Origin of the sequence: Pedobacter sp. 22226 (assembly GCF_052045455.1) — a bacterium.
GTDB lineage: Bacteria > Bacteroidota > Bacteroidia > Sphingobacteriales > Sphingobacteriaceae > Pedobacter > Pedobacter jeongneungensis.
Window position 1 is genome coordinate 70,070 of record NZ_JBQEPB010000001.1, and the last position, 22,268, is coordinate 92,337.

Below are 22,268 nucleotides of genomic sequence, written 5' to 3' on the forward strand. Positions count from 1 at the left end.
CATTACATTTTTCATAATTAACCACTAAGGCACAAAAACACAATCATGACCTGGTGCCTTTGTGGTAAAAAACTTATTTTACAATCATTAGTTTCGCAAATTTAAGCAGTAACTGTTTGTTGCCCAATCCCTGGAAAAATACCGTTGCTTTAACATCTGGTAATGTTCCTTCTAAGCTGATGATTTTCCCGAAGCCGAATTTTTCGTGTTCTACTTCCATACCACCCTGAAATTCATGTGGTTGCGATGGGGTAAAACCTGGGGTAGGTATATGTGCTTTTGCTAATAAAGTTGTAGTTTTTGGTCGCGCCGGTGGGGCAGAAGTTGTTGCTCCTGCAGCCGGTTTCGGTTTGCTAAAGAAATCGCGTGGCTGCGAAGTCCAGGTTTTGCGCTCATCATCAAAATTGCCGTCGAAAGAATTCGATTTAGCCGGTTTTACATCCAGTTCTAAAAATTTCGGGTTAATTTCATTAATGAAACGGCTTGGTTCACAGTTGGTTAAAGTTCCCCAGCGGTAACGAGAAGTTGCATAGGTAATGGTTAACTTAATCTCAGCACGGGTAATGGCCACATAAAACAAACGGCGTTCCTCTTCCAGATCGGAGCGGGAGTTAACCGACATTTGAGAAGGGAAAAGATTCTCTTCCAAACCCACAATAAATACGTTTTTAAACTCCAAACCTTTGGCAGAGTGGATCGTCATTAACGAAACCGTATCCTTATTCTTATCGCCGTCTTTATCATCATTGGTTAAAAGGGCAACATCCTGCATAAAAATATCAAGGCCTTTTTCCTCAATATCTTCACGCTCTGCAAACTCCTTAATACCATTTAATAACTCCTGGATATTCTCATAACGGGCACGGCCTTCAACGCTGTCGTCCGTGTAAAGCTCCTTTAAAATACCTGTGTGCTGTGCAATAAACAAAGCAGAGTCGTAAGCATCAAGTTTTTTTGCTTCCGCCTGAAAACTCTGCACCATCATAGAAAAATCGTTCAGTTGGTTGGCCAATCGCCCGTCAACATATTGGTGCGCGTTCGAAATCACATCCCACATGGTGAGGTTGTTTTGATCTGCCGCAACAATAATTTTATCTATAGAAGTATCGCCGATACCGCGTTTTGGGTAATTGATTACGCGTTTAATGGCCTCCTCATCTTTAGGGTTAAAAGTTAAACGGAAGTAAGCAATTAAATCTTTAATCTCCTTACGTTGATAGAAAGAAGTACCGCCATAAATTTTATAAGGGATATTAAGCTTGCGCAAACCTTCCTCCATCGCCCTGCTTTGCGCATTGGTACGGTAAAGAATGGCGAAATCATGGTAAGTGTAACCTTTTAAGCTGCGCTCCTGGATAATGGATTCTGCAACCAGTTTACCTTCCTCATTATCTGTAAATGCACGAGAAACTTTGATCCGGTCGCCCTCAACATTTTCAGAAAATACATTTTTTTCCAGCTGGTTTTTATTGTTGGCAATAATACTGCTGGCAGCATCAACAATATTCTGGGTAGAACGGTAATTCTGTTCTAATTTATAAACCTTTAAATCAGGGTAATCGCGTTCGAAATTTAGAATGTTCTGGATATTGGCCCCACGGAAAGCGTAAATACTTTGCGCATCATCGCCCACTACGCAGATGTTCTGATAGGCCGCGGCCAGTTTTTTTACAATAGTATATTGCGAAAAGTTGGTATCCTGGTACTCATCCACCATCAGGTACCTGAATTTCTGCTGGTATTTATTTAAAACTTCCGGATGTTCTTTTAACAGGATGTTGGTTTTGAACAATAAATCGTCGAAATCCATTGCGCCGGCCCTGAAACAACGTTTAGCGTATTGCTCATAAATCTGGCCGATAAGCGGACGTTTATTTTGGATATCTTCTGCCTGGATCTGATCGTTAGATTGATATTCGCCCCACGAGATTAAGTTGTTTTTTGCAGATGAAATCCGGCCGAAAACGAAATTTACCGCATAAAGCTTATCATCCAGCTGCATTTCTTTCAAAATGGCACGCAGTACGCTTTTGCTATCATCCGTATCGTAAATGGTGAAATTATTCGGATAACCGATTTTTTCGGCTTCAACACGTAAAATTTTCGCAAAAACGGAGTGAAAAGTACCCATCCAGATGTTTTTAGCCTCTGCGCCAACCACTTTACTAATACGCTCGCGCATATCCTTACTCGCTTTGTTGGTAAAGGTTAAAACCAGAATGTTAAACGGATCGGTACCGGTTTGGATCAGGTGGGCCACACGAAACGTAATTACCCTGGTTTTGCCCGAACCTGCACCCGCAACAATCATTACCGGTCCTTTTGTGTTCTCTACTGCTGCTCTTTGTTGTGGGTTTAATCCTTCTAAATAATCCAAATCTGCTCCTGTTTTTTTGAGGTTCAAAAATAACAATAATTGGGGCTTTTTGCCAAAGGTGTTGGTAATTATATCTCATCGTCATTCTGAACTTGATTCAGAATCTATTTTGATAGGTTTGTAGCAGTTGGATGGAAGGTGAATTTTTATTTAATTGATTTTGAGAAAAGCCAAACCTGTGTTTCATTGGCATCGTTAGTCCTTTGCTTCGCTCATACTGCTGCAGGCCTTATGCTCCGGGCCGGTATCCGCTTCGCCAAGGTTTATTTAAAATGTGCGGTGCTGCTATTAATGGCTTAAAACCCTCCGTTTATGCGCAAAATGGCGGGACTGTGAGTTAAATAAATGCAGTATGCTGTCAGAATTACACCCTGATTATTTGGGTATAGAATTTGATATGTTTTTGTTATGGAAGAGAAAAATATAAATAAAGATATTGAGTTTACTGATATCCCGGATGGGGCAAATAAAGATATTTACGCCAACTTAAAAGAGAAACTGGAAAGTGTAGAGCAATTTCCAGGTATTTACAATTTTAAATTTATTATTACCGGCGGACTGGAGAAAATACAGGATTTAAGAGCTATTTTACCTGATGATGAGTTTATTGAGCAACCTTCAAAAACAGGGAAATATGTTTCCATTACAGTAAAAAAGCAAATGAAAAATGCTGATGAGGTAATTGCTGTTTATAAGCAGGCCGGAAACATCAAGGGAATTATGATCCTCTAAGTTTTAGCCGGTATAAAATTATTGATCTGATATCATATGGCATAATGGTTCTGGAGATATGAAACATTATGCCGTATCAATGTCTTTCACCTTCTACTTTCAACTTTAAAACCTTCTATCTTCATTACATCCAATCTTTGTTCCCGCTTTCTACCTGATAAAGCCAATAATTGACCAGTTTTTTAATTTCTGTGTAATTGCCATATTTAAAATGAATCTGACCAGCAGCGGTATGTAAAGAAAGATGGCCAACATCAACACCCTTATGCCATGGGTATTGAAAAGTGGTAATGGCCTGAATTTTATTGGGCTGTACAATCTCATTCGAAACATCCCATATGCCACTGGTTTTGATGATAAAATCCTGGCTTACCGAAATGCGGTGCCTCCTGTAACTGATGTAAATCATCATTATTCCGATAGCAAAGTATGCAATTGCGATACCGATAAAAAGTTTCACTTCGGGAATGTTAAAAGCCAGAATCAAAAAAACCGATACAGGTAAAATCAGTTTAAAGAAAATTGGCAGGTTTAAAAAACGCCAGTCGGGGATAAAGGTTTTTCCTTTTAAAGGTGCTTCACCCAATATCATTTTTAATAGTTCATCGCGCTCAGTAGGGTTGCAACCCGGAATTTCCAAAGTATTCCCCTGCATTTCATGCCCTTTTTTACTCTGGCCAAAATGTGCCTGCCGTAAACTCATGTTCAGCATATGCATCTTCTTCTGAAAATAATTCTGACTGTATTTGGTAATCTGTACTTTATTTGGACTTATCAGGGTATTTTTCTTGGCAATTAATCCGGAAGAGAGGAGCAGGGCATCTTTATGCTGACTAATTTCGAGCTCAAAGTATTTATAAAAAGTTCTTACCAGATTGATAATCAGCAATACAATTAAAAGGCATGCAATTAAAATGAAAACCGTAACAATAGTCAGCATTCCGGTTACCGTGCTCTGAATTTCATCTCTGTTAATTTTAAAAGCATCAAGCAATTGGCGGCCTTCATAAATTACGGTATAAAAAAATGCTGTAAGTAAGGCTAAACTTTGCCCGTAATTAGAAGTTAAACCAACTTTAAACAACGTAAAGCCACTTATCCTTAAAAACGGTGCTTCTTCTGCCAAATGGTTTTCATATTCCATTTCTGGCTGCGTATCAAGTGCGGTATCACGGTTAAGCAAGTGCGCCTTAAGATTATAAGCAGCAGTTTCATCAATGGCTTTTATACTTACTTCCTCTCCATGGGCACCTGCCGTATCAATTTTTAAGCCGTAAACACCGATAATTTTTTGCAGAATATTCTGGTTTATGTTAACCTGCTGAATTTTATCGAGTTGGATAATGACCTGATCGCGGTTAAATATGCCTTTGTTTACCACAAATTCCTGTTTTTCTTTATTCAGAAAGAAAGTAAATTTTAGGTATCGTAAGTAAGCAAGAACGAAACTGAACAGGATAATAGCGATGGCGCCTAGCAAAACATAAATAATGTCATTAATCTGCATTTTTAAAAATGCGATAACGAATATGAAGAAAGTTCCTTTAATGATCTGAAAAGTAGTGTATGCGCCCATTACAATAATGCCAAAGGCCGATTCGCGCTGCGGTTTACTAAAATCGTTCTCCATTATGCTTCAGTTTCAGTGGCCGGATTTTCGAGCAGGTCTAATTTTTTCAGAAGCAGGTCCCTGATGCTTTTTGCCTCTTCAATTGCTATGCCCGAAATGTGGATATGCCCGCTTTGGCCACCGGCGGTAAATACCTGCAGAGATCCCAGTTTGTATATTCTTGAAAAAATACCTTCGTTTAATTCGATATGCTGGATCCTGTTTAAAGGAACAATCGTGGTTGATTCGGCTACAATTCCACTTTTATAGATTACGTCGTGTGTACGAACGGCATAACCACGTTTTTTAAAACTTAGCCGGAAAAGCAGGAAAAAGATAATGACTACTGTAAAATAAAGGGGTATAATCCAAATTGCATTTGGCCTTACTTCATCAACAAATAATAAAATTGAACCCAGGCCAATTCCCATTAAACCAAAAAAAACCGATAAGTTAATACAGATGATTTTCCAATAATCGGGGTGTGGCTGCTTTAATAAAATTTCTTCATACTTGGGAAGATGATCAAGATCAACTGTTTCGTTGGTAAAAGAGGTATCGGAGGACATAATTAAAGTTATAAAACGTATTAATCAAATATCTGACTAATATTTTATGCTTTTGTTACCTCGCTACAATAAACTTTTTTGCAGCGTTATACTGTCCGGAATCGGAAGAGATCTTAAAAAAATAAATACCCGGCACAAAGGTAGAGGTATTAATTTCGAGGGTATGTTTACCCGTATTTAAATATTCGTTTACCACTGTTTTAACCAGCCGGCCCATTAAATCGTAAATCTGAATATTAAGTTTATCAGATTCCGGTAATACCACATCAATAAAGGTTTGCATGGCCGCAGGGTTTGGGTAATTCTGCGAAACGGTAAATTTTAAAAATTTATCGAAAATAGCTTTGTTAATCGCATCAAAAATAACATAACTTACTAATCTGTAGCCACGTGCATTTGGGTGAAAAGCATCCTGATATAAAGTAAAATCGCGCCTCATTGCGGCATTTACATCTGCAAGGTAAATTTTATATTCCGTTGCTAATTTTCTGTAAGCCGCGTTAATGTTCCTTATATTGGTATTAACAGCAACGTAGCTTTTATTGGTTCTGTCATCAACAAACTGCAGGGTACACAAAATGGGTACTAATTTTTGCTTTAAACTAGAAGTAATAAATACCCGCATGTTGGCTACCGTTTCTGCCACACTACCTTTACCATTGGCAATTGCAAGGGCATCGTTTATCCCCATATCAATTACAATAAAGCCTGTTCTGTTCGCTATCGCATTATCAATTCTCAGCAAACCTTGAAAAGTTGTCTGTCCGCCGATACCGTGATTCGTAATATCAACTGTTTTATTGGTATAGCAGTTTAAAAAATTATTCTGGAGCATGGTTTGGAAGCCAAGGCCATTTACCCCTTCTACCGTACTGGCTCCAAATGTTACAATATTGATGCTGTCTTTAGAGTAGTATTGGGCTGCTTCAGGGCAACTTACCCGTGTGGGGTTCTGAGCTTGTGCAAAAGAATTAATGCGGACAAACAGAAGCAGCAGCAGAGATAAAAAAACTTTTGCGCTAAACTTCATTGTTAAAATTCTTTCGTACAGGATTTAAGGATATCTGTTAAAGGCGCAATTTACAAAAAAGTAAATATAATTGATAGTTTGGCTTACTCTTTTTTACAAACAATAAACTATTTTTTGTATCTGTTAAAAGACGGCCAGAAATTTAAAAAGCCAGTTTCAGGGCATACAGGAATTTAACTTATAGAAAGTTATAATTTGTAGCCACTTAGTAGGCCATTTATTTGGTAAAGCCTATATTTGTCCAAATTCATTTTGTTATGCAAGAGATTAAAAATTATGTAGAAACGCACAAACAACGTTTTTTAGATGAGCTGTTTGAATTATTGCGTTTTCCATCGGTTAGTGCTGATCCGAAATACAAAGGCGACGTTTTAAAAACAGCCGATTATGTTGCGCAGAAATTAAAGGATGCAGGTGCAGATAACGTAGAAATTTGCCCTACTGCCGGCTATCCGATTGTGTACGGCGAAAAAATTATAGATGCTTCTTTACCAACCGTTTTAATATATGGCCACTACGATGTTCAGCCTGCTGATCCGTTAGAGCTTTGGCATACCCCGCCTTTTGAACCAACAGTACGCGACGGCAAAATTTATGCCCGTGGTGCCTGTGATGATAAAGGCCAGTTTTACATGCATGTAAAGGCTTTCGAATTGATGATGGAAACTAATACTTTGGCCTGCAACGTTAAATTTATGATCGAAGGCGAAGAAGAGGTAGGTTCTGCAAACCTGGGTATTTTTGTAAAAGATAATGCTGAGCGTTTAAAAGCCGATGTAGTGCTGATTTCAGATACTTCGATGATTAGTATGGATCACCCTTCAATCGAAACCGGTTTACGTGGTTTAGCTTACATGGAAGTAGAAGTAGTTGGTCCAAACCGCGATTTACACTCTGGTGTTTATGGTGGTGCAGTAGCAAATCCGGCTACCATTCTTTGCAAAATGATTGCTTCATTGCACGATGAAAATAACCACATCACTATTCCTGCTTTTTATGATAAAGTACTCGAATTAACCGATGAGGAGAAAAAAGCATTAAATTCTGCTCCTTACGATGAGGAAGAATATAAAAAAGACCTTGATATTGAAGAAGTTTGGGGCGAAAAAGGTTATTCTACTTTAGAACGTACCGGTACGCGTCCAACTTTAGAGGTTAACGGAATCTGGAGCGGTTACATTGGCGAAGGTGCAAAAACGGTATTGCCTAGTAAAGCCAATGCTAAAATTTCGATGCGTTTGGTGCCACATCAAAGTTCAGAAGAAATTGCGGAGATTTTTACCAAACATTTCGAAAGCATTGCGCCTAAAAATGTAAAAGTTAAAGTTACTCCTCACCATGGTGGCGAGCCGGTGGTCACCCCGACTGATAGTGTAGCGTATCAGGCTGCAGAAAAGGCAATTGAAGATAGCTTTGGTAAAAAAGCAATTCCAACACGTGGTGGTGGCAGTATCCCGATTGTAGCTCTGTTTGAAGATGTATTGGGCATTAAATCTGTACTTTTTGGCTTCGGTTTAGATAGCGATGCCTTACACTCTCCAAACGAAAAATATGATATTTACAATTATTATAAAGGAATAGAAACTTTGCCATTATTCCATAAGTATTTCGCTGAATTGAGCAAATAAGCTCGATTTAATTTATCCGTTCTGACGGATTGCTTTAAGAAATATCATCTAAACAACAGATCGTCATTTCGAGCGGAGTGCAACGCAGTCGAGAAATCTATTTTCAGCAGATTTCTCTATTTCGCCAAACTTCTGTCGAGGTGACGATTTCCTTTTTGAAAATGATTGTTCCTTTTTCATAGGTACTGTAGTCCCGCCATCGCTTATAGTCCTCATTTCGTTGCACTTCATTCCGGGCTATTTAGCTTTGTCGGGTTTATTTAACTGCAGGCAGTTCCCAGGAGGCAACACTACATATGCAATTTGTACCTTTAAATAGTATAACAGGCCTAGCCAGCTAAACCCGACCGAAGTGTAAAACCCACAGCCCGAAGCATGAGGGCGAGGATTTGAAACGAAGGGCGGGACTGCTGAAACCGAAAAGCACTGTTACTGCTTTCCAAAAAATTAAAGCCCAACTGTCAGTCTGAGCGGAGTTAAAGACTATCCCTGCCTATCTATATAAGCAGGGATTTTTTATTGGTTTCCTTTTTTGAAAATGTGCGGACTGTTTTTCATAGGTGCTTTCGTCCCGCCATCGCTTATAGTCCTCGTTTCGTTGCACTTCACTGCGGGCTATCCGCTCTGTCGGGTTTATTTAACTGCGGACAGCTCCCGGATGCAGCACTACAGTTGCAACTGCATTTTCAGAGCCTGTTGTCAGTCTGAGCGGAGTCGAAGACCATCCCTGTTGTTTTCATATCATCTGGTTTCAACCAATTGATTTCTGTGGTTAATTTTTTTACCACAGATTTTTTTCTAAATTGGTACCATGAAACACCTCATCTCATCTCTTTTACTTTTATCGGGGCTCACTTCTTTTGCTCAGGATACTAAAACGATTAACCAGTCTGGAAATCCAATTTTTGAAGGTTGGTATGCAGATCCCGATGCTGCTATTTTTAACAACAAATATTGGGTTTATCCAACTTATTCTGCCAAGTATAAAGAACAGGTATTTTTAGATGCCTTCTCGTCTGACGATTTGGTGAAATGGAAAAAACACCCCCATATTTTAGATACTGCAGCCGTAAAATGGGCCAATAAAGCCATGTGGGCTCCTGCAATTGTTCAAAAAGACAAAAAATATTACCTGTTTTTCGGCGCTAATGATATTCAGAGCGATAATGAAATCGGGGGGATCGGAGTAGCGGTTGCCGATAAACCGGAAGGACCTTATAAAGACCATTTAGGCAAACCCTTGGTTGATAAATTCCATAATGGTGCGCAACCGATCGATCAGTTTGTATTTAAAGATAAAGATGGCCAGTATTATTTAATTTATGGTGGCTGGAAACACTGTAACATTGCCAAACTGAACAAAGATTTTAGCGGTTTCCTGCCTTTTGAAGATGGTACCACTTTTAAAGAAATTACGCCCGATAATTATGTAGAAGGACCGTATATGTTCATCAGGAACGGTAAATATTATTTCATGTGGAGCGAGGGCGGCTGGACTGGTCCGGATTATTCTGTAGCTTATGCTGTGGGCGATTCGCCATTCGGTCCGTTTAAAAGAGTAGGTAAAATATTAAAACAAGATGCTGCCATTGCAACAGGAGCAGGCCATCACTCCGTAATCATCAATGAGAAAAAAGGACAGTATTATATTGTTTACCACCGCAGGCCATTAACCGAAACCGATGGAAATCATCGCGTTACCTGTATCGATGAAATGAAATTCGACGCAGCAGGCAACATTCTCCCTGTAAAAATTACTAACGAAGGCGTTAAAGCGCAAAAAGTAAAATAACTATAAGCTGCCGGAGATGTTATTCCGTTTCCGGCAGCATTTCACTTTCTTCCAGAACTTTTTTTACCTGTTTTTTATTCAGGGTATTAAATCCCCAGGTGCATAATAAAAGTATGCAGGCAAGTCCCAGCCAAAGAAAATTGTAACCAAGGTGTTCTGCAATCATAAAACCAACATAAGGGCCTGCAAGCTGTGCAAAAGACCAGCTTAAGGTATAACCCGCGGCATATAAGCCCCTGTTATGCTCATTACTTCTGCTAATTACAATTGTATTGATGAAAGGTAGGGTAAGCATCTCGCCACAGGTAAAAACCACTACGGTTAATATGGCCATTGCAATGTGGAAACTTACCGGAGCACTTAATATAACATAGGAGCAGGCAAAGAAAACTGCACCGATCATGATGAAAAACATGGGAGATCGTTTGGCTTCAATTTTATTGATCATCACCATTTCGAACAAGGCAATTACTGCTCCGTTAATGCCTATTATGATGCCGATGGCAAATTCATCTATGTGCCATTCCTGTTTAAAAAATACGGGCACAATCCTGAACATTAAAAATGCACAGGTAATAAATATGGTAGTTAGGAGGATAAATTTTACGTAGAAAGCATCTTTCCATGGTTTCATAATAATCATACTACTGGCTGTTTCCTTTGCCTTTTTAATGAAACCTTTAACCTGTGGCAAAAACGTCAGGATTAACAAACCAACAATTATACTTACCACGCCTTCAACAATAAAAAGTAACCTGTAATTAATTGAAGCGATTATACCTGCAAAACTGATCCCGATAGACCAGCCCATATTTGTGGCCAGCCTGTTTAGCGAGTACGATCTTGTTAAAGTACCTTCTGCAGCATAATGGGCAACTGCTGTAAAATTGGCAGGCCGGAAAGCTTCAGAGAAAAAACTGATTATCACAGCCAAAATACACAGACTGTAAAAATGGGTTAGGGTAGAAAATAAAATAAACAACAACCCGCTGACGATAGAGGATAAAACCTGTACCGGACGAAAACCGATCATATCGGTTAATTTACCCCCTGTTGCAGAGCCAAGAACAGAACCAACCCCAAATAAAATAATGATTAAACCTGCATCCGTTACCGATCTGTGCAAACTTTGGGTTACAAACAAGCCCATAAACGGAACCGACATGCTCCCAAACCTGTTAAAGAGTATCACAAAACTCAATAACCAGGTTTCTTTGCTTAATCCACTAAAAGAGGTTTTATACGTATTGTAAATTGCGGTAATCATAGATCGTGTAGTAGCGTACCAAAAGTAAGCAATGTAGAAGCATTACGCCTTAATTTTTTGGTAATGGCTTAGCAATTTTTATCATGGATTTAATTAATTTTTTGTTAGAATTGCCCTTAATAAATCAAGATCATGCTCATCCCGAACGCTCAGCAACCTGCAGATTGTCCATTTTTAAGTATTGTGAGGAAATATCACGACCTAAAATGTACCAAAAAAGATGTAGGGGAACAATATCACCATCAGGAGAAAGTATTTTTTAGCATTTTTCAGATCGGGCTTTTCGAAACCTATAATTTTTTATATAGCGAATGCCGGGATGATGACCATTTTAAAAACTGGATTATCCGGTTAAAAGGAGCTGATTTTTATCAACAGGCCAGTGCAAAATTTAATCAATGGTACTTGGGCGTAAAAGATGGAATAAACAAGCCGTTTGATCGTGTTTTAAGTGAAGCCCAGCATCAATTTTGGGAAGAAAACGGCTATTTAAAAATTGATAGTGTAATTGATGCCGAACGTTGTAATGCCGTAATCGAACTGATCATCAAAACACTCAGTGCGGATATGGAGAAACCGGAAACCTGGTATAATGATCATCAGTTGCTACAAGGGCTTATGCTCCAGCTTTATCAGCATAAGGCGCTTGATGCTATCCGGAACGATGAGCAGGTAAAATCGGTTTTTGCTAGCCTGTATGGCTCTGGTGCATTACTGCCTAACTGCGAAAAGGTAAGTTTTAATCCACCTGTAAATGAAAATTTTACCTTTAAAGGAAGTGCGCTTCATTGGGATATTGATTTTAACATTGGCCCTAAATATTATATTCAAGGTTTACTTTATTTAAATGATGTTCCGGTAAACCGAGGTCCATTTAGCCTTATTCCGGGTTATCATCATAAAATTGAAGCAGAATTACAGCATAATAGCCCCGAATTATTAATTCAGCAGTTAGCGGAGCAAAACCTGGCTGTACCTGTAGCGGGCAAACAAGGCGACCTGATTTTATGGTTGCAATCAATTCCGCATGCCGCTACACCTAATTATGCTGATGTGCCAAGGTTTGTTCAATACCTAAGTTTTAATCAAATATAATCTGCCCATAAACCCCTATAAATGGAAGCAATACAACTGAAAGAAAGATTACGTCGTATAAGTAATGAAATTTTAAAACCCGGAGATTTTCACGATCAACTTGCACCTGCCATAGCTGATTATGCAGCCCTGCTATCTATAATCGTAAAAATCGATAATAATGACGAACAGCATAGAAAACACATTCAGAGTGAAATGGGCGAAGCAATCGGTACATTTTGGGCGGCGCAGTGTGTTAAGGAAATTTTAAGGACCCAACGTTTTGTAAGGAGCTTATATTTGGCAATTAAACAAAAGTTAAGTCAAAAACCAGGGCCGGTTCGGGTAATTTACGCGGGCACGGGGCCATTTGCTGCCCTGGCTTTACCGGTAATGATGCACTTTAGTCCGGCTGAAGTTCAGTTTACAATGTTGGAAATCAATCAGCAAACCTATGATATTTTACAGGAAGTATTAGCAGCCTTTAATTTAAAAGATTACGTGGCAAAGTGTGAAATTGCAGATGCCACAATTTATCAGGTCGAAAATGCAAATATCGATATTGTTTTAAGTGAAACCATGAGTCGTGCACTCATCAAAGAACCACAGGTTGCCATTATGCTTAATTTTGCAAGGCAATTGCCCTCAGATACCATTTTTATACCTGAAGAAATTAATGTTGGCATAAGTACGCAGCAAAAAAGTGGCGCCAGGCCAAAATTAATAAAGCATTTGATGGAGTTTAACACATCTTTGAGGCAAAAACTTGTCAGCAATACCGTGGGCTTTAACTGGCAATTTGATGAGGTAATTATAGAAAATGAGATAGAAGAAAATGAACCGCTCTATTTTTCTACTGAAATTAAAGTATATCAGGATAATTTTTTAGGTTTTAACGATTGTTCGCTTAACATACTGGAAAGAGTTAAGACCGATAAACCAGCTCCTGAAAAATTAAAATTCAGATATGTTTTAAAGGAAGCACCCGGCTTTATTGTTTATTAGTGGTTTGGGACTTTTGATTTTTAATAGGTAGGGCAGGGATTTATGGAGGTAGCAGCTGTGGATTAGTGTTATTCTCAATCTCAAATTTTTATTTCCCTACTTTTTCCTCAACTTTGCCGGACAAGTATGCCGCCAGAGAAAAGAATTCCGAATAAAGCCCCCGTTACCAGAAAACCTGGCGTAAAAAAGCCGGCAGTTAGAAAGCCTGCAACAAATAAAAAAAAGAAGAGTGCCTTATCCATTCAGCTCAAATTATTCCTTGCTGGTTTATTATTGATTTTACTCTCCCCATTTTATTACGGATACGTTTTAAGAAGTTTTGTGGCTACCTGGCGATGGGTTAAAGATTGGGGGCAAGATCCTAATTATAGAACTTACGAGAGTTTTAACATCAAAATCCCCAAAAAATATACCATTCATGGAATTGATGTTTCTTATTATCAGGGCAAAATAAACTGGCCAAAGGTAAAAGAGATGAAAGAGGATGAGGTGAGCATCAGGTTTGCCTTTATCAAAGCAACTGAAGGATTGTTACTCGTTGATCCCTATTTTCAGCGCAATTGGCGCGAAGCTCCAAAATCAGGCATTATCTGTGGTGCTTACCATTTTTTCAGACCAAAAAAGGATGGAAAAACGCAGGCTAAATTTTTTCTGCAGGTAGTAAATATAGAAAAAGGCGATTTGCCTCCCGTAGTGGATATTGAAGCCTTAGATGGTGTTTCTCCTCTAAAAATGAGGGCCGAACTGTCTGATTTTCTTAATTATGTAGAACTGAAAACTAAAGTCAGGCCGATCATTTACACCGGACTTAAATTTTATGAAGATTATTTGCTGAATTTTTTTGATGATTATCCCTTATGGATTGCCCATTACTATCAGCCTAAGTTACGATTGGATAAAAGCCGATGGAAATTTTGGCAACACTCTGATAAAGCCAAAATTAATGGCATTGGACATGTGGTCGATTTTAATGCTTTTAATGGCGATAGTTTAGCATTAGACAGGTTGTTAGTTAGATAGTTGGTTAATTGTAAGCTAAGGTTAATTGTAAGCCAGGTTGAATTGTTTTAATTGGTTAATTGTAAAGTATAGTTAATCGGTTAATTGTTTAAATCGGTTAATCGACTCCAAACTCCAAACGCCCAACTCCAAACTATTACCGGCACTATACCGGAAACTAATGACTAATGAACCAATGACCAATGAACCAATGACCAATGAACTAAACCATCCAGCTTTCACATTTCTCCAAGAAAAATTCGTCAGCTTCGGCACCGATGCCAATTTCTTCCGGAACATCAAGAAAGTAGCCATTATAAGTGAGTCCGCCAACTACCGGATCTACCAGATGGCCCAATAGGGCAGTATCTAAGTCGAAAAACTCCACATTTGGACTTGCCAATGCGAAATGAAGGTTAGCACTCAAGGCAATCCTACTTTCAAGCATACTGCCAATCATGCATTTTACACCTCTTTGCAATGCTTCTTCATGGATTTTTTGTGCTTCTAAAATGCCACCCGATTTTGAAAATTTAATATTTAGGTAGGTTGTAGACTGGCTATTGATCAGTTTGCGGGCATCATGATGGTTATAACAGCTCTCATCAGCCATCAGTTTAATGGGTGAGTTTACATTCAGTTCAGGCAGTTTATCATCGTACCAGGTCCTCATGGGTTGTTCGCAAAATTCGATGTTATATTTTTCCAGTTCGCCCAGAGCAAATAAAGCATCATCAAAACTCCAGCCCTGATTGGCATCCAATCTTAGGGTTAAATCTTCACCTACCGCTTCGCGGATGTGTTTTACCCTTTCTATATCATCGTGTACCTTTTTGCCCAGTTTAATTTTAATGATCCTGCAACCCTGGCTTTTATATTTCAATGCCGTAGCGGCCATTCCTTCAGGAGTATCAATACCGATCGTCATATCGGTTTCGATGGTCCTTTTTTGTCCGCCAAGGAATTTATAAAGTGGCAGTTTCGCATTTTTGGCTGCAATATCGAACAGCGCCATATCAAAAGCACTTTTAATCGTATTGTTATGGTCGGCATAACCTAAAAGATCGTTCATGCGCTCCGGAATATCCAAAGGATCTTTGCCTTTTAAAATCGCCGCGAAATCTTTGGCCATGGCAATACAGGTTTCCTGCGTTTCACCCACAATCATCGGGAAAGCAGAACATTCTCCAATGCCATGGATACCTGCATCGGTAAAAATCCTGATCAGTACATTCTGCGCAAAATGCATGGTTCCCGTGGCAATAACAAATGGCTCCATGGGGATGCTAAAGCGGTATATTTCGGTGTGGGTGATTTTCATTTTTTTTTAAAGGCTAGATTTCCAACTAAAGTATAAAAACAAAAACTAAATAGAAACAGGTTTGTAGATTATTAATAGATTTACGCCTCAAATTAATTCCATTTTCCCGCTTACATTTTACATCACCCGTCATGTCAGAAACCAATAATTTAATCCACGCTTCATCACCATATTTATTGCAGCATGCCCATAATCCGGTTAACTGGTACGAATGGGGGCAAGAGGCATTAGAAAAGGCTAAAGCAGAAAATAAACTGATATTGGTGAGTATAGGCTATTCCGCCTGCCATTGGTGCCATGTAATGGAACGCGAAAGCTTCGAAAACCATGAAGTTGCTGAAGTAATGAACAGGCATTTTGTTTGTATCAAGGTAGACCGTGAGGAGCGTCCGGATATTGACCAGATTTACATGTATGCCATTCAATTAATGACGGGTAGTGGAGGATGGCCGCTAAACTGCATCTGTTTGCCCGATCAGCGGCCGATTTATGGCGGAACTTATTTCAGGAAAAACGACTGGATTAATATTCTTGAAAATGTTGCTGCACTTTGGGCAAACGAGCCCGATAAAGCCATTCAATATGCAGAGCGCCTAACTTCAGGTATAAAAGACAGCGAAAAAATATTCCAGGCGCCTGAAAATGAGGCATATACAAACGAACACCTCACCGAAATCATCGAACCCTGGAAACGCCATTTCGATATTGGTTATGGCGGATACAACCGTGCCCCAAAATTTCCTTTACCTAATAACTGGGTATTTTTATTGCGTTACGGTTTTTTAAAGGATGATGAGTCAGTATTTACCGCTGTATGCCATACCCTCGAAGAAATGAGCAGGGGAGGTATTTACGATCAGATTGGAGGCGGTTTTGCCCGTTATTCGGTTGATGATAAATGGCATGTGCCGCATTTTGAAAAGATGCTTTACGATAATGCACAACTGATCAGTTTATATGCAGAAGCTTATCAATGTACCAAATTCGATTCCTTCAAACAAACTGCTGTAGAAACCATCAAGTGGGTTTTTGATGAAATGACTTCGGCCGACGGACTGTTTTATTCGGCATTGGATGCCGATAGTGAAGGTGTAGAAGGCAAGTTTTACATCTGGGATAAGGCAGAGTTTGATGAGGTTTTAGGTGAAGATGCAAAATTATTGGGCGCTTACTACAATATTACAGAAGAAGGTAACTGGGAGGAGGAACAAACCAATATCCTGCGGAAAACCATCAGTGATGATGATTTGCTTGCCAGGTTTAATATTGAAGCAGAAGTGCTTTATGATAAGGTAAAATCAGCCAAAGCAAAATTAATGGCGGTTCGGAGCAAAAGGGTTCGTCCGGGCTTGGATGATAAATGCTTAACCGCATGGAATGGCATGATGATCAAGGCCCTTGCAGATGCTGCACAGATTTTAAGCCAAAGCGGTTATTATGAAAAAGCATCAGCTGCAGCCTCTTTTATTTTAAATCACCTCAAATCGGAAAAGGGAGGTTTATACCGCAATTATAAAAACGGGAAAGCATCGATTACGGGTTTTTTAGATGATTATGCTTTTTTAACAGAAGCTTTAATTGCTTTGTATGAGTATGATTTTGACGAAAAATGGCTGGAAGAAGCAAAATTACTGACCGATTATGTTATCGCTAATTTTACTGATCCAGATTCTCCGATGTTTTTCTATACCTCTGCCGAAAGTGAAGATTTAATTGCCCGCAAACACGAAGTAATGGATAACGTAATTCCGGCTTCAAACTCTGTCATGGCACAGAACTTAAAGAAACTGGGTGTACTATTTGATATTGAAGAATATGCAGAAAAAGCCTCAGCCATGCTTGCTGCGGTTCAGCCAAAAATTAAAACTTATGGCTCTGCCTACTCAAACTGGGCCATTCAGTTATTGAATGAAGTGTATGGTATAAATGAAATCGCCATTACAGGTTTGGAAACCGATGTGATTAAATTAGAATTAAGCAGTCATTATATTCCAAACAAAATTACACTGGGCGGAACAAAAAGTAACTTACCACTGTTAAAAGGTAAGCAAAGCAATGAAACAAAAGTTTATATTTGCCGAAATAAAGTATGCCAGTTGCCGGTTAACACTGTTGAGGACGCATTAGAGTATTTACAATAAATTAATTTAAATGAATATTTCACCAAACTCTGTAGTAGCGTTAACTTACGAATTGCATACTACTAACGAAGAAGGACAACAAGTTTTTGTAGAAAAAGCTGACGAACAAAATCCTTTAGTATTTTTATATGGCGTTGGCATGATGTTGCCTAAATTTGAAGAGCATTTAACCGGTTTAAAAACTGGTGATGAATATAGCTTCGAGCTTTCTGCTGCAGATGGCTATGGCGATATCGATCCGGGTGCTTACGCTGATCTTCCTAAAACGATGTTTACTGAGGCTGGTGGCGAATTGCCTAACGTTGGTGATGTAATTCCTTTACAGGATAACAATGGCAATCAGTTCAGGGCAGGTGTTACTGCGGTTCATGATGAAACCATTTCAGTTGATTTAAACCACCCGATGGCTGGTAAAAATTTATTGTTCAGCGGTGTTATTTTAAATGTGCGTGAAGCTACACAAGATGAATTAGCTCATGGCCATGCTCACGGAGCTGACGGTCATTCAGGTCATTAATCAATCGATTATAAACGATTTTAAAGAAGTCAGGTTTTAAATAACAATTTTGCTATTTAAACCTGACTTCTTTTGTTAGAATATAGCTGGACTAATCCTGAAAAACTTCCTCTAAAATGAGCGTAAAGCCCGGCAAAATAGGCGTGGTTACTTTTTCGCCTTCGGTAAGCAGTTTAGTGGGCTGAAACTTGCCCTGATCATCCAACAGATACCTGAAAAACGTTTTATCTTCAGGGCTTATAATCCAGTATTCTTTAACGCCTGCTTCTTCATAAACCTCATATTTACTGATCAGTTCTTTTTTGCTGTTTCCTGGCGACAAAATCTCCACAACAATATCAGGTGCACCGATACAACCGCGTTTATCTAACTTGCTTTGATCGCAAATTACAACCAGATCAGGTTGTACCACGGTGAAAATTTCTTTATATTCCTGCGTTTTCTTTGCTAAACGGACATCAAACGGCGCCGTGTAAACATGACATGGCTTTCCTTTTAAGATATTATATATTGGCCCGAAAATATTGGTTAAAACGCCCTGATGAATCCGCGAAGGAGCAGGACTCATCCTAAAAATGTATCCTTTAATAATTTCTAAGCGCTCCTCAAATTCAAAGCGCAAATAATCTGCATAGCTGTATTTTGCAGAAAAATCTACCTCGTTAACTGTTTTAATGGGAGGTAGTTCGTCTTCAGTTGGATATGGTTTGATATTTTTCATATGGCATTTAACCAAATATACTAAATATCTTAGTTTTTAAAAATCGATTTTTAAACGTAGTCCGCCGTTGGTAAGGTTCAGGTTTTCTTTAGAGAAAGTTTTCATCGGCAGTCTCAAAAACGGCTCAATGGCAATATTATTTTTTTTAGATATTTTTTGCTTGTAACCTAAAGAAAAATTGTAAAATCCGATGTATTTATCAGGATCTATACTGGCTTCGGGCTGAGGCTCTGTGGTTTTTTCCGCTACAATAAATGTTTTCGATTCAGCATAGCCATTTACAGGTGCAGAAGAAAAATTTTGTACCTGGTTTACAATGTAATTATTCTGTTGTGAGCTATTTAGAACCGCTAGTGCAGAAACCCCGATATTGGTGTACAATTTTTCGCTGATCTTATACTTTAGTTCTAAAGGAATATTAATTCCACGCACTTTAGAGTCAACAGATTCCAGGTTTCTACCCGATAAAGTTTGCGGAGCGCCCGCGTTCAGCGATTCTGAAGTGCTGATGGCAGCATAAGAAACACCAGAACTGATAGACAGTTTATTTGCAATGGCATACGATAATGAAAAGCCATAGTTCATATTCACCTTATTATCGTTACCCATTGCAGGGGCAACATACACATCAGGTTGCCACTTAGAGTTTTCGTTTGTTTTAGATGAATTTTTTTGCTGGTTTGCACGGCTATCCTTTGCAAGTAATTCTTCAAATGTTGTTTTTTTGGTAGGTAAATCTTTTTTCTTTTCGGTTAAAATCTCAAAGTTCTTAGGGCTAAGTGTCGAAATATTAACACCTGCAAGCTTATTATCCAATAAATTACCATTTAAAGGCAATAAACCTTGTGTATCATCTACATAGGGATAATTTTTATACTCCTCAACAGTTGGGTTTGTGCTTTCTGTAATTTTATTTGCAGAGCTGGCTGCAATAGGGTTATTTAAAACAGTAGTTTGATCATTTAATGGAGTAGGGGTATTTTTTTCAGGTGCACTATTACTAAGATCGGTGTTTGATTTTTGTTGCGTTTTAGGTTTGGTTAAGGCAAGATCAGTTTTTTGACCGGTATTGTTCAGAGCAAAAAACACCCCGCCGAAAACAAAAATAAGGGCAGCAGCTGCCCACAACGGCCAGAATGCAATGCTCCGTTTTTTATTTTCTTTTACCGAAAAGCGCTCCCAGGCACCATCAGGGTATGTTTCCTCATGGTTTTGGAGTTGCGCGGTGATATGCTCAATTAATTCCTTATCCATTTTTCTTGTACGAATTAACCATGGTATTTAAATAAAGGGTACGTAACTTATTTTTAGAACGTGTTAAATACACACGGCTCGAACTTTCGGGTATATTCAGCATCTTCGATATCTCATCGTGTGCAAAACCTTCAATTTCGTATAAGTTAAATACCAGTCTTTGCGTATCTGGTAAGTGATTTAGTAAATTCAAAATATCATTCACATGAAGTTCCGAAGCAACCGAAACCTGCGTAACCGGATGTTCGTTTTCGGCCAGGTCGTCTACATAGAACTGAACTTTCGAACTCCGTATTTTATCTATTGCTGTTCTCGAAGCAATCTGGGCAATCCAGCCTTTAAACGACCGCTGCAGTTCTTCCGGGTTTTTGGGCGCTTTAAAACCCGCCACATGTTTAAAAATCTTGATAAAGCTATCATTTACAAGCTCTTCACTGTCTGAAGTGTTCTTGGTGTACCTTAAAATAATGCCCATTAAATAGCCATAAAATGATTTATACATCATTTCTTTACAGCTATTGTCGTTTTTTACACAGCCTTTTAAAATTTCCTCAAAACTGAGTATTTTTTTTATCACCCTGTAAAGGACTATTTATTAAAGGTTTATCATGATTAATTGCTTGCAAATTTAAGAAAATAACACCACCCGATTTTTTGAGTGGTGTCAATTTTCACGATCACAGGTAGTGCGATTCTTTATTTATTTGTCATCACAGATAAACCCAGTCCGGTACTATCGGTTTTGCTGGTTAAACCTTTGGCCCAAATGGTATAAATTTTTCCTTTTTCAATTTTAATGGCCGGTAAGCTTACTTTTACCGTTCCGCTTTGTTTTAACTGAAAAGTATAGCTATCGTTAGGCGCAATGTTGGTAAAGGTTGTAAATTCTTTGAAAGCTTTTGCTGTAAACAATGGGGCATCAGTTCCGGCAACAGCTAAATCGTAAGTTGCAGTTCCGGGGCTTAAGTTTACAAAACGAACTTTTGCTTTATCTGCTTCAGGAGCTTTTAAATCATCTTCCAGAATCAGAAGTTTTGTCGATTTTAATGTATCAACCACAAATACTGAATAGAAGAAGCCTGATTTTAAACCTGCAGTAGCCGTAGTTACATATTTTAAAGAATCTTTTTTAGCCACTCCAACCAATCTCGTTCCTGGATAGGCTGCATAATAACCCAAATCTTTGGTGTAACTAAAAAAGTTGATTTTCTGGTTGTCGAGGATAAAATCCAGTGGACCTGTTCCTGGTGATGCATGTACGAAACCAATACCTGCTGCTTCTATCGGATCGTTATTGAAATCTTTTTTACATGCCGTAATGGTTAAGGTTATTGCAAAGAGAGAGAGTATAATTTTTGCCGTAGTGCTAAAATTTTTCAAATTCGTTTTCATTTTAATGTTTAAATCAATTTTATGAACAAAATTGGTTAATGGCCATTAACGCTTTTTTCTTGTAAAACGATTAATGGAATGAAAACGCTACAGCTGAAATCATTTTTACAAGATTAGTTTGCTGAGAATTGAGATATCGGGTTAATTTATTGTAATACTTTTTTTTAAAATCAGTTTACTTTTTACAGCAACCCCGTTTACTTTCGCAGGTATAAAAGTTAAATCATCTGGCTTGAATTTGGCAAGATCTACCGTTTTACTGCTATTATAAGATGTAGATGCTATTTTTTGCTCGTAGTTTTCTAATTTACCTGCACTATCAATAGTAAATATTAAGAATACATCATGCCTGCCATTTAAAGATTTCAATTCACCCGGTATTTTAAACTCTTTTGTCAAAAAATGCATACCATAGTCAAAACCGCCAATTTTACAGGGATAGGTTATATTTTTGCTGGTTTCAGACCCTTCAATTTCATAAGTGGTATTTTCAGGAACATTGCTGGTTTCCACTTCGTGAGTGCTATAATTGTAAATCTGATCTACAATTGCGCTATCAGCAAATTTGAAAAAATACCATCTACCAATCCGCTCCCCATCTTTGTAGGCACCTGAGGCAACTTTTTTTCGCCCGCCTTTAATTTCAGATAAACCGTTTTTGATGTAACGTTTCGATTTTAATTCGGTACTGTGCTCGATAAAACCACCACGTATAATTTTGTATTCGGTACTGGTTGAATCGCTTTTTTGTGCAGAAGCAAATAAAGGAATAAAGAAGGAGAGGAGCAGCGTAAGTTTTTTCACAATTTTAGGTTTTGTTTATAAAGAAAAAGAGTTTTG

Annotated in this window: 19 protein-coding genes; 8 read left to right on the forward strand and 11 right to left on the reverse strand. The window is 38.5% G+C overall.

All coding sequences use genetic code 11. From position 1 onward, the window contains the following. Nucleotides 1-73: 73 nt before the first annotated feature. Entirely contained in the window at nt 74-2,377 is a 2,304-nt protein-coding gene (locus ACTJKC_RS00325) for an ATP-dependent helicase (RefSeq protein WP_440790288.1), read from the reverse strand. Between the two features lie 408 nt (nt 2,378-2,785). Here ACTJKC_RS00325 and ACTJKC_RS00330 point away from each other — a divergent pair, with 408 nt between their 5' ends. Beyond that, nucleotides 2,786-3,109, forward strand: coding sequence for a DUF493 family protein (locus tag ACTJKC_RS00330; protein ID WP_440789274.1), 324 nt, complete (start codon nt 2,786-2,788; stop codon nt 3,107-3,109). Nucleotides 3,110-3,233: 124 nt separating this feature from the next. Here the strand turns inward: ACTJKC_RS00330 and ACTJKC_RS00335 are convergent, their stop codons facing one another. Genes ACTJKC_RS00335 through ACTJKC_RS00345 form a run of 3 tightly spaced genes read right to left on the reverse strand, consistent with a single transcriptional unit; the run spans nt 3,234 to nt 6,317 of the window. Then, nucleotides 3,234-4,739, reverse strand: coding sequence for a PH domain-containing protein (locus ACTJKC_RS00335; protein ID WP_440789276.1), 1,506 nt, complete (start codon nt 4,737-4,739; stop codon nt 3,234-3,236). After that, nucleotides 4,739-5,287 carry a PH domain-containing protein gene (locus tag ACTJKC_RS00340; protein ID WP_440789278.1) on the reverse strand — a complete coding sequence of 183 codons (549 nt, stop codon included), beginning with the start codon at nt 5,285-5,287 and terminating at the stop codon, nt 4,739-4,741. The genes ACTJKC_RS00335 and ACTJKC_RS00340 overlap by 1 nt, the downstream gene beginning before the upstream one ends. A gap of 55 nt (nt 5,288-5,342) precedes the next feature. Further along, nucleotides 5,343-6,317, reverse strand: a complete 975-nt coding sequence (locus ACTJKC_RS00345) for a GDSL-type esterase/lipase family protein (RefSeq protein WP_440789279.1) — start codon at nt 6,315-6,317, stop codon at nt 5,343-5,345. 257 nt (nt 6,318-6,574) lie between these two features. Between ACTJKC_RS00345 and ACTJKC_RS00350 the strand changes: the two genes are divergently transcribed. Further along, nucleotides 6,575-7,945 carry a dipeptidase gene (locus tag ACTJKC_RS00350; protein WP_440789280.1) on the forward strand — a complete coding sequence of 457 codons (1,371 nt, stop codon included), beginning with the start codon at nt 6,575-6,577 and terminating at the stop codon, nt 7,943-7,945. A gap of 811 nt (nt 7,946-8,756) precedes the next feature. Then, entirely contained in the window at nt 8,757-9,737 is a 981-nt protein-coding gene (locus ACTJKC_RS00355; RefSeq protein ID WP_440789282.1) for a glycoside hydrolase family 43 protein, read from the forward strand. A 19-nt stretch (nt 9,738-9,756) separates the two neighbouring features. Here ACTJKC_RS00355 and ACTJKC_RS00360 read toward each other — a convergent pair whose 3' ends face one another. Continuing rightward, the gene (locus ACTJKC_RS00360; protein ID WP_440789284.1) at nt 9,757-11,004 is read right to left on the reverse strand and encodes an MFS transporter; all 1,248 of its coding nucleotides are present in this window, start codon (nt 11,002-11,004) and stop codon (nt 9,757-9,759) included. A gap of 132 nt (nt 11,005-11,136) precedes the next feature. Here ACTJKC_RS00360 and ACTJKC_RS00365 point away from each other — a divergent pair, with 132 nt between their 5' ends. The 3 genes from ACTJKC_RS00365 (at nt 11,137) to ACTJKC_RS00375 (ending at nt 14,103) form a co-directional block, all read left to right on the forward strand. Continuing rightward, nucleotides 11,137-12,099, forward strand: coding sequence for a phytanoyl-CoA dioxygenase family protein (locus ACTJKC_RS00365; protein WP_440789286.1), 963 nt, complete (start codon nt 11,137-11,139; stop codon nt 12,097-12,099). A 21-nt stretch (nt 12,100-12,120) separates the two neighbouring features. Continuing rightward, nucleotides 12,121-13,083: a hypothetical protein gene (locus ACTJKC_RS00370; RefSeq protein ID WP_440789288.1), complete on the forward strand. Its 963-nt coding sequence runs from the start codon at nt 12,121-12,123 to the stop codon at nt 13,081-13,083. Between the two features lie 126 nt (nt 13,084-13,209). Next, complete coding sequence (locus ACTJKC_RS00375) at nt 13,210-14,103, forward strand: glycoside hydrolase family 25 protein (RefSeq protein ID WP_344850713.1); 894 nt, start codon at nt 13,210-13,212, stop codon at nt 14,101-14,103. Nucleotides 14,104-14,305: 202 nt separating this feature from the next. Here the strand turns inward: ACTJKC_RS00375 and ACTJKC_RS00380 are convergent, their stop codons facing one another. Further along, nucleotides 14,306-15,403 carry a mandelate racemase/muconate lactonizing enzyme family protein gene (locus ACTJKC_RS00380; protein WP_440789290.1) on the reverse strand — a complete coding sequence of 366 codons (1,098 nt, stop codon included), beginning with the start codon at nt 15,401-15,403 and terminating at the stop codon, nt 14,306-14,308. Nucleotides 15,404-15,534: 131 nt separating this feature from the next. Here ACTJKC_RS00380 and ACTJKC_RS00385 point away from each other — a divergent pair, with 131 nt between their 5' ends. Together ACTJKC_RS00385 and ACTJKC_RS00390 are read left to right on the forward strand one after the other, a co-directional pair. Then, entirely contained in the window at nt 15,535-17,544 is a 2,010-nt protein-coding gene (locus ACTJKC_RS00385) for a thioredoxin domain-containing protein (RefSeq protein WP_440789292.1), read from the forward strand. Between the two features lie 10 nt (nt 17,545-17,554). Next, nucleotides 17,555-18,061, forward strand: a complete 507-nt coding sequence (locus ACTJKC_RS00390) for an FKBP-type peptidyl-prolyl cis-trans isomerase (RefSeq protein WP_344850719.1) — start codon at nt 17,555-17,557, stop codon at nt 18,059-18,061. Between the two features lie 91 nt (nt 18,062-18,152). Here the strand turns inward: ACTJKC_RS00390 and ACTJKC_RS00395 are convergent, their stop codons facing one another. The 5 genes from ACTJKC_RS00395 to ACTJKC_RS00415 all read right to left on the reverse strand — a co-directional run bounded on the left by ACTJKC_RS00395 (nt 18,153) and on the right by ACTJKC_RS00415 (nt 22,232). After that, a complete protein-coding gene (locus tag ACTJKC_RS00395) occupies nt 18,153-18,782 on the reverse strand; it encodes a Uma2 family endonuclease (protein ID WP_440789294.1) in 630 nt (209 codons plus the stop codon). Between the two features lie 36 nt (nt 18,783-18,818). Beyond that, nucleotides 18,819-20,036 (reverse strand): hypothetical protein, encoded by a 1,218-nt coding sequence (locus ACTJKC_RS00400; RefSeq protein WP_440789296.1) that lies wholly within the window; start codon nt 20,034-20,036, stop codon nt 18,819-18,821. After that, nucleotides 20,029-20,613 carry an RNA polymerase sigma factor gene (locus tag ACTJKC_RS00405; protein ID WP_344850724.1) on the reverse strand — a complete coding sequence of 195 codons (585 nt, stop codon included), beginning with the start codon at nt 20,611-20,613 and terminating at the stop codon, nt 20,029-20,031. Before ACTJKC_RS00405 ends, ACTJKC_RS00400 begins: the two co-directional genes overlap by 8 nt. 119 nt (nt 20,614-20,732) lie before the next feature. Beyond that, nucleotides 20,733-21,428, reverse strand: coding sequence for a DUF4397 domain-containing protein (locus ACTJKC_RS00410; protein ID WP_344850726.1), 696 nt, complete (start codon nt 21,426-21,428; stop codon nt 20,733-20,735). A gap of 141 nt (nt 21,429-21,569) precedes the next feature. Then, a complete protein-coding gene (locus ACTJKC_RS00415) occupies nt 21,570-22,232 on the reverse strand; it encodes a hypothetical protein (protein ID WP_440789298.1) in 663 nt (220 codons plus the stop codon). Nucleotides 22,233-22,268: the final 36 nt, after the last annotated feature.

Excerpts from the sequence above, each read along its gene's own strand:
- ACTJKC_RS00355 (WP_440789282.1), top strand. The coding sequence starts at position 8,757 with ATGAAACACCTCATCTCATCTCTTTTACTTTTATCGGGGCTCACTTCT.
- ACTJKC_RS00335 (WP_440789276.1), bottom strand. The coding sequence starts at position 4,739 with ATGGAGAACGATTTTAGTAAACCGCAGCGCGAATCGGCCTTTGGCATT.
- ACTJKC_RS00395 (WP_440789294.1), bottom strand. The coding sequence starts at position 18,782 with ATGAAAAATATCAAACCATATCCAACTGAAGACGAACTACCTCCCATT.
- ACTJKC_RS00400 (WP_440789296.1), bottom strand. The coding sequence starts at position 20,036 with ATGGATAAGGAATTAATTGAGCATATCACCGCGCAACTCCAAAACCAT.
- ACTJKC_RS00365 (WP_440789286.1), top strand. The coding sequence starts at position 11,137 with ATGCTCATCCCGAACGCTCAGCAACCTGCAGATTGTCCATTTTTAAGT.
- ACTJKC_RS00410 (WP_344850726.1), bottom strand. The coding sequence starts at position 21,428 with ATGAAAACGAATTTGAAAAATTTTAGCACTACGGCAAAAATTATACTC.
- ACTJKC_RS00390 (WP_344850719.1), top strand. The coding sequence starts at position 17,555 with ATGAATATTTCACCAAACTCTGTAGTAGCGTTAACTTACGAATTGCAT.
- ACTJKC_RS00385 (WP_440789292.1), top strand. The coding sequence starts at position 15,535 with ATGTCAGAAACCAATAATTTAATCCACGCTTCATCACCATATTTATTG.
- ACTJKC_RS00380 (WP_440789290.1), bottom strand. The coding sequence starts at position 15,403 with ATGAAAATCACCCACACCGAAATATACCGCTTTAGCATCCCCATGGAG.
- ACTJKC_RS00370 (WP_440789288.1), top strand. The coding sequence starts at position 12,121 with ATGGAAGCAATACAACTGAAAGAAAGATTACGTCGTATAAGTAATGAA.
- ACTJKC_RS00375 (WP_344850713.1), top strand. The coding sequence starts at position 13,210 with ATGCCGCCAGAGAAAAGAATTCCGAATAAAGCCCCCGTTACCAGAAAA.
- ACTJKC_RS00350 (WP_440789280.1), top strand. The coding sequence starts at position 6,575 with ATGCAAGAGATTAAAAATTATGTAGAAACGCACAAACAACGTTTTTTA.
- ACTJKC_RS00360 (WP_440789284.1), bottom strand. The coding sequence starts at position 11,004 with ATGATTACCGCAATTTACAATACGTATAAAACCTCTTTTAGTGGATTA.
- ACTJKC_RS00340 (WP_440789278.1), bottom strand. The coding sequence starts at position 5,287 with ATGTCCTCCGATACCTCTTTTACCAACGAAACAGTTGATCTTGATCAT.
- ACTJKC_RS00330 (WP_440789274.1), top strand. The coding sequence starts at position 2,786 with ATGGAAGAGAAAAATATAAATAAAGATATTGAGTTTACTGATATCCCG.
- ACTJKC_RS00345 (WP_440789279.1), bottom strand. The coding sequence starts at position 6,317 with ATGAAGTTTAGCGCAAAAGTTTTTTTATCTCTGCTGCTGCTTCTGTTT.